Consider the following 15,207-nt stretch of genomic DNA (forward strand, 5'->3'; position numbering starts at 1 on the left):
CCGCACGTCGCACACGACACGCCGCCCCGGACACCCGCCGCGTGAACAACGAGGCGCCGCCGAGCACCCAGCCCGGCGGCGCCTCACCCTGCCCACTTGACAGGAAACCGCTACATATCAGCCGAGGTCGACCGTCCGCACCGTGTCCGCACCGATCTCGACACCGATCGCGGTCACGACGTCCTCCGGTATGGCGCTGTCGACGGTCAGCGCGACGAGCGCCGGGCCGCCCTCGTCGTTGCGCGAGACCTGCATCGAGGCGATGTTGACGTCGGCGTCCCCGAGGAGACGGCCGAGCGCGCCGATGACCCCGGGGCGGTCGACGTAGGAGAAGAAGGCCATGTGCTGGCTCATCGGCACCTCGAGGTCGAAGCCGTTGACGCCGATGACCTTCTGGACCATCTTCGGGCCGGTCAGCGTGCCCGAGACCGAGACGACGGTGCCGTCGGCGAGCGTGCCGCGCAGCGTCGTGACGTTGCGGAAGGCCTCGCTGTCGGCGTCGGTGAGCAGCCGCGACTCGCATCCGCGCTCCTGCGCGAGCAGCGGGGCGTTGACGTAGGTGACCGGGTCCTCGGTGATCGCGGTGAACAGGCCCTTGAGCGCCGAGAGCTCCCAGATCGAGACGTCGTGCTCGGTGATCTCGCCGCGGACGTCGACGTCGAGCTGGACCGGGACCGAGCCGGCCACGGCCGTGAAGACCCGGCCGAGCTTCTCGACGAGGTCGATGCCCGGGCGGACCTCCTCGGCCACCGCGCCGCCGGAGACGTTGACCGCGTCCGGGACGAGGTCGCCGCCGAGGGCGAGGCGGACGGACCGCGCGACCGCGACGCCGGCCTTCTCCTGGGCCTCCTCCGTGGACGCACCGAGGTGCGGGGTGACGACGACGGACTCGAAGTCGAACAGGGGGCTCTCGGTGCACGGCTCCTTGGCGTAGACGTCGAGCCCGGCGCCGGCGACCCGGCCGTCGGCGATGGCCTCGGCCAGGGCCTCCTCGTCGAGGACGCCGCCGCGGGCCGCGTTGACGACCCGCACCGAGGGCTTGACCTTGGCGAGGGCCTCCTTGCCGATGAGGCCGATCGTCTCGGGGGTCTTCGGCAGGTGGATCGTGATGAAGTCGGACTCGGCGAGCAGCTCGTCGAGGGTCACGAGACGGGCCCCGAGCTGGCCGGCGCGCTGCACCGAGACGTAGGGGTCGTAGGCGAGGATCTCGACGCCGAAGCCCTTGAGCCGCTCGGCCACGAGCTGGCCGATCCGTCCGAAGCCGACGATGCCGACCTTCTTCTCGAGCAGCTCGACGCCGCCGTACTTGCTGCGGGCCCACCTGCCGCCCTTGAGCGCCTCGTTGGCGGGGGCGATGTTGCGGGCGCAGGCCAGGAGCAGGCCGATGGCGAGCTCGGCGGCGGACGTGATGTTCGAGGTCGGCGCGTTGACGACCATGGTCCCGGCCTTAGTCGCGGCGTCGATGTCGACGTTGTCGAGGCCGACGCCCGCACGCGCGATGACCTTGAGGTTCTTCGCGGCGCCGATGGCCTCGGCGTCCATCTTCGTCGCCGACCGGATGAGGACGGCGTCGACGTCGGCGAGGGCCGGGAGCAGCTGGGAGCGGTCGGCGCCGTCGGTGTGGCGGACCTCGAAGTCGGGTCCGAGGGCGTCGATGGTCGCGGGCGAGAGCTCCTCGGCGATGAGCACGACGGGCTTGGTCACGTCTGGGTGCCTTCTTTCGATGCGGGAACCGGGGTCACCGGACGGCGATGGGGCGCCCGGCGCACCGCTGCGTCCGGACCCGTCCATCGTAGGTCCAGGCCAGCATGTGGACACCGGTGCCCACCATCCGGGCAACGCCGGGACGTCAAAGCGTGGCACGGTCGGCGACCCGGCGGTCCACCCGGTGCATGACGAGCACCACCCCGGCGAGCAGCGCCGCTCCCCCGACGGCCCACCACCAGGAGAGCCTGCCGAGCCAGGCGTCGACGACGGCGAGGCCGACGGTCGTGTAGAGGACGGCCCACACGAGCGCCCCGAGCGTCACGGCGGGCAGGAAGCGGCGCAGCGGCATCCGCAGCATCCCGGCCGAGGCGTTGATGGCGCTCTGGAGGCCGACGGTGAGGAACCCGAGGGTCACGGCCGGCGGGCCGAGGCGGCGTACCCAGCGCTCGGCGCGGGCGACGACCGGCCGGTCGAGGTGGTGTGCCCAGCGCGAGCGCGCTCCCCCGGCCCGCACCCCACGCCCGACCCAGTACGTGGCAGTCCCGCGGGCGAACGCGCCGAGCCAGAAGGCGACGAGGACGACCCAGTAGGGCCACCCGTCGACGAGCTCGCGCACCCTGCCACCCTACGGCGGCCGACCGGTGCGCCCGGACCCCGCTCCCGCACGTCCGCGCGCCACGCCGGACGGACGGCGTGGCGCGCGGAAGGGACGGGGCGGACGTGGTCAGCGCGCGGCGGAGCCCTCGGTGTAGTCGCTGTCCTGGTCGGTGTCGATCCAGGCCATGAGACCGCGCAGCTCGCGGCCGGTGCCCTCGATGGGGTGGGCCGCACCCTTGGCCCGCAGCTCCTGGAACTCCGGCGCGCCGGCGTCCTGGTCGTCGATGAACCGCTTGGCGAACGAGCCGTTCTTGATGTCCTCGAGGACGGCCTTCATGTTGTCCTTGACGCGGGGGTCGATGACCCGCGGCCCGGACACGTAGTCGCCGTACTCGGCGGTGTCCGACACCGACCAGCGCTGCTTGGCGATGCCGCCCTCGATCATGAGGTCGACGATGAGCTTGAGCTCGTGGAGGCACTCGAAGTACGCGACCTCGGGCTGGTACCCGGCCTCGACGAGGGTCTCGAACCCGTACATGACGAGCTGCGAGGCGCCACCGCAGAGGACGGCCTGCTCGCCGAAGAGGTCGGTCTCGGTCTCCTCGGTGAAGGTGGTACGGATGCCGCCGGCCCGCAGGCCGCCGATGGCCTTGCCGTAGGACTTCGCGAGGTCCCAGGCGCTGCCCGAGGCGTCCTGCTCGACCGCCAGCAACACCGGCACGCCGCGGCCGTCGACGTACTCGCGGCGGACGATGTGGCCCGGGCCCTTCGGCGCGACCATGAGGACGTCCGAGCCGGCCGGCGGCTCGATGTACCCGAAGCGGATGTTGAACCCGTGCCCGAAGAGCAGCGCCGCGCCCTCGCGCAGGTTGGGGGCGATCTCGGCGGCGTAGAGCCCGCGCTGCACCTGGTCGGGCGTGAGGACGACGACGAGGTCGGCCTCGGCGACGGCGTCGGCGACCGACAGCACGCGCAGGCCCTCGGCCTCGGCCTTGGCGCGGCTCTTCGACCCCTCGGCGAGACCGACCCGGACGTCGACGCCGGAGTCGCGCAGGTTGAGGGCGTGCGCGTGGCCCTGGCTGCCGTAGCCGATGACCGCGACCTTGCGGCCCTGGATCACCGACAGGTCGGCGTCGTCGTCGTAGAACATCTCGGCCATGGGAGGCGGCCTCTCCTTCGATCTCGGGGGTGGGTCTTCGGTGACTCTAGGTGGTGCGGGCTCAGGCGCTGCGGAGCGCCCGGTCCGTGATCGAGCGCGGCCCGCGGCCGATCGCGACCATCCCGGACTGGACGAGCTCGCGCACGCCGAACGGCTCGAGGACCTCGAGCAGCGCGGTGAGCTTCTCGGAGGTTCCGGTGGCCTCGATGGTCAGCGACTCCGTGGCGACGTCGACGACCTTGGCCCGGAACATCTGGACGAACTCGAGCACCTGGCTGCGCGTGGCCGCGTCCGCGCGGACCTTGATGAGCATGACCTGGCGCTGCACGGCCGAGGACGGCTCGAGCTCGACGACCTTGAGGACCTCGACGAGCTTGTTGAGCTGCTTGGTCACCTGCTCGAGCGGCAGGTCCTCGACGTCGACGACGACAGTCATCCGGGACACCTCGGGGTGCTCGGTCTCGCCGACGGCGAGGGACTCGATGTTGAAGCCGCGCCGGGAGAACAGCGCCGCGATGCGGGCCAGGACGCCCGGCTTGTTCTCGACGAGGACGGACAGGGTGTGCTTGGACATCGGGTGCTCCTGCCGGCTCAGCGGCCGTCGTGGTCGGCGTCGGTGGGCTGCTCCATGGCCTCGGACTCCTCGCGGTCCCACTGCGGCGCGGTGTCGCGCGCGACCTGGATGAGGTCGTTGCTCACCCCGGCCGGGACCATCGGCCACACCATGGCGTCGCGCTCGACGACGAAGTCGACGACGACGGGCCGGTCGGTGACCTCCATCGCCGTGCGGATCGTGTCGTCGACGTCCTCGGGGCGCTCGCAGCGCAGCCCGACGCAGCCGTAGGCGTCGGCGAGCTTGACGAAGTCGGGCACCCGGGAGCCGACCGAGGTGTGGAGGTCGGTGTTCGAGTAGCGCTCGTTGTAGAACAGGGTCTGCCACTGGCGGACCATCCCGAGGCTGCTGTTGTTGATGACGGCGACCTTGATCGGGATGTTGTTGATGACGCAGGTGGCGAGCTCCTGGTTGGTCATCTGGAAGCAGCCGTCGCCGTCGATGGCCCACACCGTCCGGTCGGGCTCGCCCACCTGGGCTCCCATCGCGGCGGGCACCGAGTAGCCCATGGTCCCGAGCCCACCGGAGTTGAGCCACGAGTTGGGGCGCTCGTACCCGACGAACTGGGCGGCCCACATCTGGTGCTGCCCGACGCCCGCGACGTACACGGCCTCCGGGCCGGCGATCGCCCCGAGCCGCTCGATGACGTACTGCGGGGCCAGCGCCTCGCCCTCCGGAGCGGTGTAGCCCACCGGGTAGGTCTTCTTCCACCCGGCGACCCGGGTGCGCCAGGCCGAGTAGTCACCGCCCTTGCCGGCCTCCATGTCGGCCTCGACGGCCTCGGCGAGGTCGGTGATGACGGCCTTGCAGTCACCGACGATCGGCACGTCCGCGGTGCGGTTCTTGCTGATCTCGGCGGGGTCGATGTCGGCGTGGACCACCTTGGCGTGGGGGGCGAAGGTCGACAGCTGCCCGGTCACGCGGTCGTCGAAGCGGGCGCCGAGCGCCACGATGAGGTCGGCCTTCTGCAGCCCGGTGACGGCCGAGACCGAGCCGTGCATCCCCGGCATGCCGAGGTGCAGCTCGTGACTGTCGGGCAGCGCGCCGCGCGCCATGAGCGTCGTGACCACGGGGATCCGGGTGAGCTCGACGAAGTGGCGCAGCTCGTCGCTGGCCCGGGCGCGGAGGACGCCGCCGCCGACGTAGAGCACGGGACGCTTCGCCGCGGCGATGAGCCGGGCGGCCTCGCGGATCTGCTTGCCGTGCGGGCGGGTGACCGGGTGATAGCCGGGCAGCGCGACCTTCGGCGGCCACGAGAAGGTGGTCCGCGACTGGAGGACGTCCTTGGGGATGTCGACGAGCACCGGCCCGGGACGTCCCGTGGAGGCGATGTGGAAGGCCTCGGCGATCACCCGAGGGATGTCGGCGGCGTCGGTCACGAGATAGCTGTGCTTCGTGATCGGCATCGTGATGCCGCGGATGTCGGCCTCCTGGAAGGCGTCGGTGCCGATCGCCGACGACACGACCTGCCCGGTGATCGCGACGACCGGCACGGAGTCCATGTAGGCGTCGGCGATCGGCGTGACGAGGTTGGTGGCACCGGGCCCCGAGGTGGCCATGCAGACGCCGACCTTGCCCGTGGCGCTGGCGTAGCCCTCCGCCGCGTGGCCGGCCCCCTGCTCGTGGCGCACGAGGATGTGCCGGACCTTGACCGAGTCGAGCAGCGGGTCGTACGCCGGGAGGATCGTGCCGCCGGGGATGCCGAAGACGGTGTCGACCTCCATCGCCTCGAGCGCGAGGACGAGGCTCTGCGCACCGGTCACCTCGACGGGGGTCTTGGCTCGGGCCTGCTGGGCGACCTGCGCCGGGGTGGGGGCCGGACGCAGGGCTGCCGGGGTCGCCGGTCGGGTCTCGCTCACGATGGGGTCACCGCTCTCTCTCGCCGTGGTGGCGTGGTCCGTGGTCCGCACACAAAAAAACCCTCCAGTCCCGTGGCGGGACGACGGAGGGAGCGCGCCTGGTCGTGCGGGTCAGGCGCGCTGTCGAAGTACGAGGACTCGAGCCACGCCCTCAGCGTCCTCCCCCGTCTCATCCGTGTCAACCGGCGAGACGGCCGGTCCCATCATCCGGGACCGTGAGATCGGCCACGCGATCCTCAGAGCTGCGCGTGCGCGAGCTGGCCCAGCATCTCCGGCGCGCGCCGGTCGAGCCGGCGGCCACCGAGGACGACCCCGGCCACGAGGAGCGCGGCTCCGTAGGCCGTGGCTCCACCGAGGACGACCCACCGCAGCACCGGGTGCCCCGAGGTCACGATCGCCAGCCACGCGACCGGCACGACGAGCACGACCGGACCGACGAACGAGATGAGCGCGGTGAGACATCCCTGGGCCGCGCCCCCCGACGTCGCGGCGAACGGGTTGCCGCCGGTCCTCGGCGCCGTCCCCGGCAGCACGGCCCCCACGCCCACCGCGAGCGCGAGGCTGGCGAGGAAGGACGCGACGACGACGGACAGCCACGGCACGGGCGACCCGATGACCCCGAGGGCCCACGAGACGAGGTAGGTGGCGAGGACGACCGGGCCGAAGACGACGAAGGACGCGATGGCCCGTCCGAGCCGGTCCTCCCAGCCGCGCAGGCCCGTCGAGACGTGCATCCACCAGGCCTCGCCGTCGAAGGCGAGGTCGTTCATCAGGGTGAGCCCGGCGAAGATGCCGAGGGTCACGACGCCGGTACCCGCCAGGGCGTCGACCTCGGTCAGCACGGCCTGGACGACGAAGAAGACGGGGAGCACTCCGGTGCGCAGGGCGATGCCGACGAGCCGGCTGTCGCGGTACCAGGCCCGGATCCGGCGCGTCGCGACGGTGGCCACCGGGGAACGGCCGAGGAGGAGGGGCAGCAGGCGGCCACGGCCGATGTGCTGCCCGCCGCTGCTCGTCATCGGCGAGGTGAGCACCCGTCCCAGCTGCGCGACCCAGACCCACCACAGGAGGGCCACGGTGGCGACCGCGAGGGCCAGGTGCACCGCGGCCACCCACCAGCGCCCCGACGCGACGTCGAAGGGCAGCGCCCACGCCCAGCCGACCGGCGTCCACGACGTCGCCCGGGCGGAGGCCCGCGCGTCGAAGGTCGAGAGGTCGGTGCGCAGCGTGTCGGTGGCGATGAGCAGGTTGAGCAGCAGCGGCAGCAACGTCGCGAGCGACACGACGGCCGCGCCGATGACCCGGCCGCTGCGGCTCGTCATCACCCGGGCCAGGACGCTGGTCACCGCTCGGGAGGCGAGGATGGCCGTCATCGTGCCGAGCACCGCGGCGACGAGGGCCGCGACGAGCGTGGCCGGACGGGCGCCCCAGGCGATGACCTGGGCGAGGGCCAGCAGGCAGAGCATGACGGCCGGCACCCCGGTGTAGGCCGCGGCGAGCAGACCCCGGCCGAGCTCGCGGCGACCCAGCGGGAGCACCGCGAACCGGGTGGGGTCGAGCATGTTGTCGACGCCTGCGGCGACGAGGCTGAGCACGACCCACATGAGCGTCACGAACGAGAAGAGCGGGACGGTGGCCGCGCGGATCTCGAGCGGCTGGAGGACGAGCAGCGCGATCGCCGGCCCGAGGAGCAGGACGATGCCCAGGGCGGCCAGGCCGCCGACGATGCTCGAGAACAGATGCAGCGGGCTGCGGGCCATCGACGTCCGCCACATCGTGAGCCGCAGCCGCACGATGAGCCGCGTCATGCGTCCCCGTCCGGCGCGCCGAGCCAACCCAGGCCGTCGTGGGCGACCTCGGCGGCACCGACGAGCTGGAGGAACCGCTGGTGCAGCGACCCACCCGCGGTGAGCTCGGTGACGGCGTCCGCGGCCAGCACGCGGCCCCCCGCGACGACCGCGACGTGGTCGCACAGCCCCTGGACGAGCTCCATGACGTGGCTGGACATGACGACGGTCCCGCCGGACGCCACATAACGGCGCAGGATGGTGCGCACGACCTCGGACGAGACCGGGTCGACGGCCTCGAACGGCTCGTCGAGCACGAGGAGCCGCGGGGCGTGGATGAGCGCGGCGGCCAGGCTGATCTTCTTGACCATGCCGGCGCTGTAGTCGGCGACGACGGTCTGCGCGTCCCCCGCGAGGTCGAGGACGTCGAGGAGCTCGGTGGAACGCTCGTCGACGACGGCCGCGGGCATCCGGCGCAGGGATCCGACGTAGCGGAGCAGCTCGCGCCCGGAGAGCTGCTCGAAGAGCCGCATGCCGTCCGGTGAGACCCCCATGAGGGACTTCGCACGCGACGGGGACTCCCAGACGTCGACGCCGAGCACGCGAGCCACGCCCGCGGTCGGGCGGAGCAGACCGGTGGCCATCGAGAGCGTGGTCGTCTTGCCCGCGCCGTTCGGCCCGACGACACCGTAGAGCGACCCTCGGGGCACGCTGAGCGAGAGCTCGTGGACGACCCTCCGTCCCCGGAACTCCTTGACCAGGCCGACGAGCTCGAGCGCCGGCGTCTCGACGACCGTGTCAGTCACACACGGCGCCCTTGCTGGCGCTGCGGACGAGCCGGCGGTACTTCGCGAGCACCCCGCGGGTGTACTTCGGCGCGGGGTGGGTGACACCGGCGGCCCGGCGGCGCTCCATCTCGGCGTCGTCGACGAGGAGGTCGAGCGTGCCGTTGGCGACGTCGAGCCGGATCGGGTCGCCGTCCTCGACGAACGCGACGGGGCCCTCGTCGACGGCCTCGGGCGCGACGTGGCCGACGCACAGCCCGGTCGTCCCGCCGGAGAAGCGGCCGTCGGTGAGGAGCAGGACGTCCTTGCCGAGCCCGGCTCCCTTGATCGCACCGGTCACGGCGAGCATCTCGCGCATCCCGGGGCCGCCCTTGGGGCCCTCGTAGCGGATGACGACGACGTCACCGGCCGTCAGCGTGCCGTCGGCCACGGCGTCCATCGCCGCCCGCTCGCCGTCGAAGACCCGCGCGGTGCCCTCGAAGACCTCGGAGTCGAATCCGGCCGACTTCACGACGGCACCCTCGGGCGCGAGCGAGCCGGTGAGGACGGTGATGCCGCCGGTGCGGTGAATGGGCTCGCGCATGGCCCGGACGACCTTGCCGTCGACGTCCGGCGGGGCGATGTCGGCGAGGTTCTCGGCCATGGTGCGGCCGGTGACCGTGAGGCAGTCGCCGTGCAGCAGCCCGGCGTCGAGCAGGGCCCGCATGACGACCGGCACACCACCCACCCGGTCGACGTCGGTCATGACGTACTGCCCGAAGGGCTTGACGTCGGCGAGGTGCGGGACCCTGGCACCGACCCGCCGGAAGTCCTCGAGGGTGAGCTCGACCTCGGCCTCGTGGGCGATCGCGAGCAGGTGGAGGACGGCGTTGGTGGACCCGCCGAACGCCATGACGACGGCGATGGCGTTCTCGAACGCCTCCTTGGTCATGATGTCCCGCGCGGTGATGCCGCGGCGGAGGAGCCCGACGACGGCCTCGCCGGACTTGCGGGCGAACCCGTCGCGGCGCCGGTCCGTGGCGGGCGGCGCGGCCGACCCGGGCAGCGACATCCCGATCGCCTCGGCGACCGAGGCCATCGTGTTCGCCGTGTACATGCCGCCGCAGGCGCCCTCGCCCGGGCAGATGGCGCGTTCGATGGCGTCGACGTCCTCGCGCGACATCAGGCCGCGCGAGCACGCACCGACGGCCTCGAAGGCGTCGATGATCGTCACCTGCTTCTCGGTGCCGTCGGAGAGCTTGGCGATGCCCGGCAGGATCGAGCCCGCGTAGAGGAAGACCGAGGCGAGGTCCAGCCGGGCCGCGGCCATGAGCATCCCCGGGAGGGACTTGTCGCAGCCGGCGAGCAGCACGGAGCCGTCGAGGCGCTCGGCGTTCATCACGGTCTCGACCGAGTCGGCGATGATCTCGCGGCTCACGAGCGAGAAGTGCATCCCCTCGTGGCCCATCGAGATGCCGTCGGACACCGAGATGGTGCCGAACTCGAGGGGGTAGCCACCGCCCGCGTGGACGCCGTCCTTGACGGCCTTGGCCAGCCGGTCGAGGGAGAGGTTGCACGGGGTGATCTCGTTCCACGAGCTCGCCACCCCGACCTGCGGCTTGGCGAAGTCGTCGTCCCCGAGCCCGACCGCCCGCAGCATCCCTCGCGCGGCGGTCTTCTCGAGACCGTCCGTGACGTCGCGGCTGCGGGGCTTGATGTCGGGTGACGTCGTCATGGCGTCATCCTAGGTTCGGCCGTCGCAGCCTGCCGGTCGGTTCCGGAGGCCGGTCGCCGACGGCCGGGCCACCGCGTCCCGGCCGTCGTGGACGACGGCGGGCGGTCAGGCCGGCCCGGCCAGCGCCCAGTAGCCGACGGCCAGGCTCGTCGCGACCGTCATCCAGGCTGCGTACGGCACGAGGGCCCAGCCCGCCCAGGTGAGCTGCTGACCGGCGAGCACGACGAGGACCCAGGTGAGGACCGCGGCCCCGGCGAGGGCGGCGGCCGCCGGGCCCAGGGCGTGGGGGACGTAGAACAGGTACGCCCAGCCGAGCGCGAGCACCACGGAGGCGCCGAGCACCCCGAGCACCGGCCAGGCCTCGCGCACCGGCGTGGTCCACGCCACGGCTCCACAGGCCACGGCGAGCGCGAGGAAGTTGAGCGGCCACATGACCCCGAAGACCACCGGCGGTGGTTGCCAGGCCGGCTTCTCCAGGTCCGCGTACCAGCCCGGGTCGGCCCCGACCCACGTGCCGGAGAGGCCTGCGTAGGCGGCCACGAGGGCCAGGACGGCGACCGTCGCGGCCGCCCTCATCGTCCGGCCCCCACCGCGACGGTCCGACCGGCGGGCTCCGGCTCCGGCTCGGGGTCGACGGGAGCGACCGTGCGCGGCCACCAGAACCGCTCCCCGAGCACCAGTGCCACGGCCGGGACGAGGAGGGTCCGGACGACGAGCGTGTCGAGAAGGACGCCGATGCAGATGACCGTGCCGAGCTGGGCGAGCACGACCAGGGGCAGGACGCCGAGCACCGCGAACACCGCGGCGAGCAGGATGCCGGCACTCGTGATCACCCCGCCCGTGGCGGCGAGGGCGCGCAGCATCCCGGCTCGGTGCCCGCGCGTGCGTGACTCCTCGGCCGCGCGGGTGACGAGGAAGATGTTGTAGTCGACGCCGAGCGCGACGAGGAACACGAACGCGAGCAGTGGGACCCCCTCGTCCAGGCCCGTGAAGCCGAACACCTGGGTGAAGACCACCCACGAGAGGCCGAGGGCGGCGAGGTAGGTGCCGACGACCGTGGCGACGAGCACGACGGGTGCCACGACGCTGCGCAGCAGCCCCGCGAGCGCGACGAGGACGAGCCCGAGGATGAGGGGCAGGATGAGTGCTCGGTCCCGGTCGGAGGCGTCGGCCGTGTCGAGGGTCTCGGCCTCGGTGCCGCCGACGTGGGTGCCCGTCAGGCCGGCCACCGCGTCGCGGACGTCCCGCACGGCCTGCCGCGCCTCGTCCGAGCCGGGCGCCGCGTCGAGGACGACGTCCACCTGGGTGACCCCACCACCGCTCGCGCCGACGCGTACGTCGTCGAGCGACGGGGTCCGGCCGAGGGCGTCCGCGACGGCCTGGCCGTCCCCGGTCGTGAGGACGAGCACGGGGTCCACCGAGCCGGCGGGGAAGGACTGCTCGTACCGCTCGGAGGCGGTGATCGACTCGGGGGTGTCGAGGAACTGGTCGGCGGTCGGCAGGCCGGTGCGTACCTGGGTGAGGCCGACCGTCGCGAGCGCGAGGGCGGCGAGGACGCCCACGGCCACCGCGGCGGGCCGCGCCGCGACGGCGTCCCCGACCCGGCGCCAGACGGACCGGCCGTCGGCCAGCCCCGTCTGTCCCACCCGGGGCACCCGCGGCCAGAAGACCCAGCGCCCGAACACGACGAGGGCGGCAGGCAGGACGACCAGGGCGAACAGGGCCGCGACGACGACGCCGACGGCACAGGCGAGGCCGAGCCCTCGCGTCGAAGGGAAGGCCGACAGCAGCAGGGTGAGGAGGCCGACGACGACGGTGGAGGCGCTGGAGAGGACGGCCTCGCCCGTGCGGCGCACGGCCGCCGCCATCGCGACCCGGCGGTCCTCGGTGGCGCGGAGCTCGTCGCGGTACCGGGAGATGAGGAGGAGGGCGTAGTCGGTGCCCGCCCCGAAGACGAGCACCGAGAGGATGCCGACCGTCGACTCGTCCCACACGACGTCCACCGCGGCGAGGGTGCGCGTCGCGAGCACCGCCGCGAGCTGGTCGGCCACCCCGACGACCGTCAGCGGGACCAGCCAGAGCAGGGGGCTGCGGTAGGTGACCACGAGGAGCAGGGCGACGACTCCGGCGGTGACCGCCAGCAGCCGGGTGTTCGCGCCGTCGAAGACGCCCGCGAGGTCGGCCTGGACGGCCGCGGGACCGGTGACCTGGGCGGTCAGCCCTTCGGGCAGGTCGGCCCTTGCTGCTGCGCGCAGGTCCGCGACGAGCTCGGCAGTGCGCGCGGCGTCCCCGGCGGGCACCGGCACGACGACGACGGACGCCGTGCCGTCCTCGCTGGTCCGCGGGGGCGCCCCGGAGGCACCCGGGAGGTCGGCGGCACGCTCCTGGACGAGGCGGGTGTCCTGCGGGGTGAGGCCGGCGTCGCGGGTGAAGAGGACGATGGCGGCCACGCCCTCCGTCTCGGGAAGTCGTTCGCGCAGCTCGGCGGCCTGCCGGCTGTCCGAGCCCAGGGGAAGGGCGGTCAGCGTGCCGTCGGGGGTCTCGGGCTGGCCGAGCAACCCCACGGTCGCGCCGGCCCCGAGCAGGGCGGTCAGGGCCAGGAGACCGGCCACCCAGCGGCGGGTGATGAGGTCGGGAAGCGTGCGCACGGAACCCCTCCGGAGTAGAGTCGATGAATAGATAAGTCATCTGATTGCTAAGTTGGTGAGTGACATTAGTGACCACGGAACCCCGGACGCAAATCGCGTGGTCGCCGAGGTCGTCCCGGGGTGGCGGCCGTCCGGCACGCTGGACGCGCTCCAGGAGCTCGTCGACGTCGCGGCCCAGGTGCCGCAGGAGGTGGCCCGGCGGGCCGGGCTGTCCACCTCCGAGCTGCACGCGCTCAGGCACCTCTCGGGCGGGGCCATGGGCCCGGTCGACCTCGCCCGGGCGCTCGGTGTCACCTCGGCCGCCGCGTCCGGAGTGGTCGACCGGCTGGCCGGGCGCGGTCACGTCGAGCGCCGCCCCCACCCGGACGACCGCCGCCGCACCGAGGTCGTGCTCACCGATTCCGGCAGCCACGAGGTGGCCGTTCGCCTGGCCCCGATGTTCGCGGAGCTCGCCCGCGTCGACTCAGAGCTCGGCCCCGACGAGCAGGCGGTCGTCGAGAGGTACCTGAGGGGCGCGACGAGGGCCATGAAAGCGGTGCTGTAGGGACACCTCGCGAGCCGCGCGGCGTCGCTCGCGACCCGCGGCGTCAGGACCGGGAGCGACGAGGTACGGCGTCAGTCCCCGTCGCAGGCCACTCCGTCACCGTCCCGGTCCAGGTCGTAGGGGTCGCTGCCCGTGACCCGGACCGGGCCCGTGTACGCGGGGCCGTTGCCCGACCCGCCGGCGCAGTCGTAGTCGGACGCGGGCGGAAGGCAGGGGTCGTAGCCGGGGGTGCAGCTCGCCGCGAGGATCGTCGGCTTCTTGGTCTTCGTCGCCTTCGGGGCAGGAGGCGGCTTCGGGGCGACGACCTTCGCGACGACGAGGGTCACGCGGGCGCCCGTCTCCGGTCGCGTCGCGGCCTTCGGCGACTGGCCGAGCACGCGACCGGACGTCCCGGACGACACCTTCTTGGTCGTGACGCGGACGACGTACCCCGCCGCCTCGAGCGTCTCGACGGCCGCGGCCTTGGACCGACCCACCACCGTCGGGAGCTTCGGGTAAGGCGACGCGACGACGAGGGCCACGAGACCGCCCGGGCTCAGGACCGTGCCGTCGGAGACGTTCTGCTCGAGCACCGTGCCCACCGCCTCCGCCGACGGCTGCTGCTCGACCTCCCCGACCTCGAGCCCCGCCGCCTCCAGTGCGTGCTCGGCGTCGTCCTGCCCCAGCCCGACGAGCGCAGGTACCTGCACCGGCGTCTCGGTGGGCTCCGGCGAGGGTGACGGGGTGGGGGGCCGCTGCGTCTCGGTGGTCAGGGCGACGGTCCCGTCGTCCGACCCGCCCGGGTCACCGGCCAGGGTGACCGCGACCGCCCCGGCGGGGAGGCACAGGAGCGCGGTGGCGAGAACCGCCCACCCGGTCCGCCACCAGGGACGGGAGACCGGTCCTCCGGGCCTCGCGCTCGCGGCGCCGGTCGTCGCGGTCGCCGGGCCGGCAGCCGCCATGGGTGCCCGGTGCTCGGTCCAGCGCGTGCCGTCCCAGTACCGCCACTGCCCGGGCACCTCGGGGTCGGGGTACCAGCTCGCTCGGGGTGTCGACGTCACGACGACCCCTCCCTCCGTCCGTACCGGTCCGCGGCACACCCAGGTGCCGCGCCCCTGCACGGCAGCGAGTCAAGCAGGAGGAGGGGTGCCGCGTCAGGCGATCGGAGGAAGCCGGCTGCTCCGGCCCGGGGCCGTGCGGCAGGCTCAGGCGTCGGCGCGCGCGACGTGGAAGCGCTGGAGGCGGGCGTCACCGTAGGTGAGGTCGGCCCACGGCCCGGCGTAGTGCAGCACCGCCAGCCCGCACGTGGGGAAACCCTCGGCGAGCGCCCGGTGGCCGGCGTCGCTGCCCGCACCCTCGGCGAGCATCGACGTCAGCCCCGGGATGCCCGGCGCGTGACCGACGACCATGACGACGTCGGCGTCGTCGTCGGCCTCCCGGACGACCTCGAGGATCGCCTCCGGCGACGCGTTGTAGATGCGGCGGTCGTGGTGCACCTCGCCCTCGCTGCAGCCCGCCTGCCAGAGCGCCTCACAGGTCTGGCGGGTCCGCTCGGAGGTCGAGCACAGGACCTCGTCGATGCCGACGCCCTGGCCACACAGCCAGCGCCCCGCCTCCGCCGCGTCCCGCCGTCCACGGGCGGTGAGGTCGCGTTCGTGGTCCGGGCCGGTGCCCTGCTCGGCCTTCGCGTGCCGCAGCAGGACCAGGGTCCGGTCGCGGGCTGCACGGGTCACTCTCCGATGATGCACCCCCGGGCCGCTCACGTCAGCCCCGGTGGGGGCCCCGGCCGTCGCCGGGGACCCCACCGGAGGGGCC

13 protein-coding genes are annotated in these 15,207 nt (G+C 73.3%); 1 reads left to right on the forward strand and 12 read right to left on the reverse strand.

Annotation, left to right across the window (positions count from 1 at the left end; translation table 11 throughout):
* Positions 1–117: 117 nt before the first annotated feature.
* From serA to JQN72_RS14245, 10 genes are all read right to left on the reverse strand, one after another.
* The gene (gene serA, locus JQN72_RS14200) at positions 118–1,704 is read right to left on the reverse strand and encodes a phosphoglycerate dehydrogenase (RefSeq protein WP_307812705.1); all 1,587 of its coding nucleotides are present in this window, start codon (positions 1,702–1,704) and stop codon (positions 118–120) included.
* Positions 1,705–1,849: 145 nt separating this feature from the next.
* Positions 1,850–2,323 (reverse strand): DedA family protein, encoded by a 474-nt coding sequence (locus JQN72_RS14205; protein WP_204135786.1) that lies wholly within the window; start codon positions 2,321–2,323, stop codon positions 1,850–1,852.
* 108 nt (positions 2,324–2,431) lie between these two features.
* A complete protein-coding gene (gene ilvC / locus JQN72_RS14210; RefSeq protein WP_204135787.1) occupies positions 2,432–3,463 on the reverse strand; it encodes a ketol-acid reductoisomerase in 1,032 nt (343 codons plus the stop codon).
* A gap of 61 nt (positions 3,464–3,524) precedes the next feature.
* Positions 3,525–4,037 (reverse strand): acetolactate synthase small subunit, encoded by a 513-nt coding sequence (gene ilvN, locus JQN72_RS14215; protein WP_204135788.1) that lies wholly within the window; start codon positions 4,035–4,037, stop codon positions 3,525–3,527.
* A gap of 17 nt (positions 4,038–4,054) precedes the next feature.
* Positions 4,055–5,935, reverse strand: a complete 1,881-nt coding sequence (locus JQN72_RS14220) for an acetolactate synthase large subunit (protein WP_374190900.1) — start codon at positions 5,933–5,935, stop codon at positions 4,055–4,057.
* Positions 5,936–6,171: 236 nt separating this feature from the next.
* Complete coding sequence (locus JQN72_RS14225) at positions 6,172–7,743, reverse strand: hypothetical protein (protein ID WP_204135789.1); 1,572 nt, start codon at positions 7,741–7,743, stop codon at positions 6,172–6,174.
* Complete coding sequence (locus JQN72_RS14230; RefSeq protein WP_204135790.1) at positions 7,740–8,528, reverse strand: ABC transporter ATP-binding protein; 789 nt, start codon at positions 8,526–8,528, stop codon at positions 7,740–7,742. Before JQN72_RS14230 ends, JQN72_RS14225 begins: the two co-directional genes overlap by 4 nt.
* Positions 8,521–10,221 carry a dihydroxy-acid dehydratase gene (gene ilvD / locus JQN72_RS14235; RefSeq protein ID WP_204135791.1) on the reverse strand — a complete coding sequence of 567 codons (1,701 nt, stop codon included), beginning with the start codon at positions 10,219–10,221 and terminating at the stop codon, positions 8,521–8,523. The genes JQN72_RS14230 and ilvD overlap by 8 nt, the downstream gene beginning before the upstream one ends.
* 105 nt (positions 10,222–10,326) lie before the next feature.
* Complete coding sequence (locus JQN72_RS14240) at positions 10,327–10,797, reverse strand: TspO/MBR family protein (protein ID WP_204135792.1); 471 nt, start codon at positions 10,795–10,797, stop codon at positions 10,327–10,329.
* Positions 10,794–12,869: an MMPL family transporter gene (locus JQN72_RS14245; RefSeq protein ID WP_204135793.1), complete on the reverse strand. Its 2,076-nt coding sequence runs from the start codon at positions 12,867–12,869 to the stop codon at positions 10,794–10,796. The genes JQN72_RS14240 and JQN72_RS14245 overlap by 4 nt, the downstream gene beginning before the upstream one ends.
* 97 nt (positions 12,870–12,966) lie before the next feature.
* On the opposite strand from JQN72_RS14245, the gene JQN72_RS14250 reads away from it, so the two are divergent.
* Positions 12,967–13,413 (forward strand): MarR family winged helix-turn-helix transcriptional regulator, encoded by a 447-nt coding sequence (locus tag JQN72_RS14250; RefSeq protein ID WP_204135794.1) that lies wholly within the window; start codon positions 12,967–12,969, stop codon positions 13,411–13,413.
* A 71-nt stretch (positions 13,414–13,484) separates the two neighbouring features.
* Here JQN72_RS14250 and JQN72_RS14255 read toward each other — a convergent pair whose 3' ends face one another.
* Both JQN72_RS14255 and JQN72_RS14260 read right to left on the reverse strand, forming a co-directional pair.
* Entirely contained in the window at positions 13,485–14,453 is a 969-nt protein-coding gene (locus tag JQN72_RS14255) for a PASTA domain-containing protein (protein WP_204135795.1), read from the reverse strand.
* Between the two features lie 144 nt (positions 14,454–14,597).
* Positions 14,598–15,125, reverse strand: a complete 528-nt coding sequence (locus JQN72_RS14260) for a histidine phosphatase family protein (protein ID WP_204135796.1) — start codon at positions 15,123–15,125, stop codon at positions 14,598–14,600.
* Positions 15,126–15,207 lie beyond the last annotated feature (82 nt).

Origin of the sequence: Phycicoccus sp. CSK15P-2, assembly GCF_016888005.1 — a bacterium.
Classification (GTDB): Bacteria; Actinomycetota; Actinomycetes; order Actinomycetales; family Dermatophilaceae; genus Phycicoccus.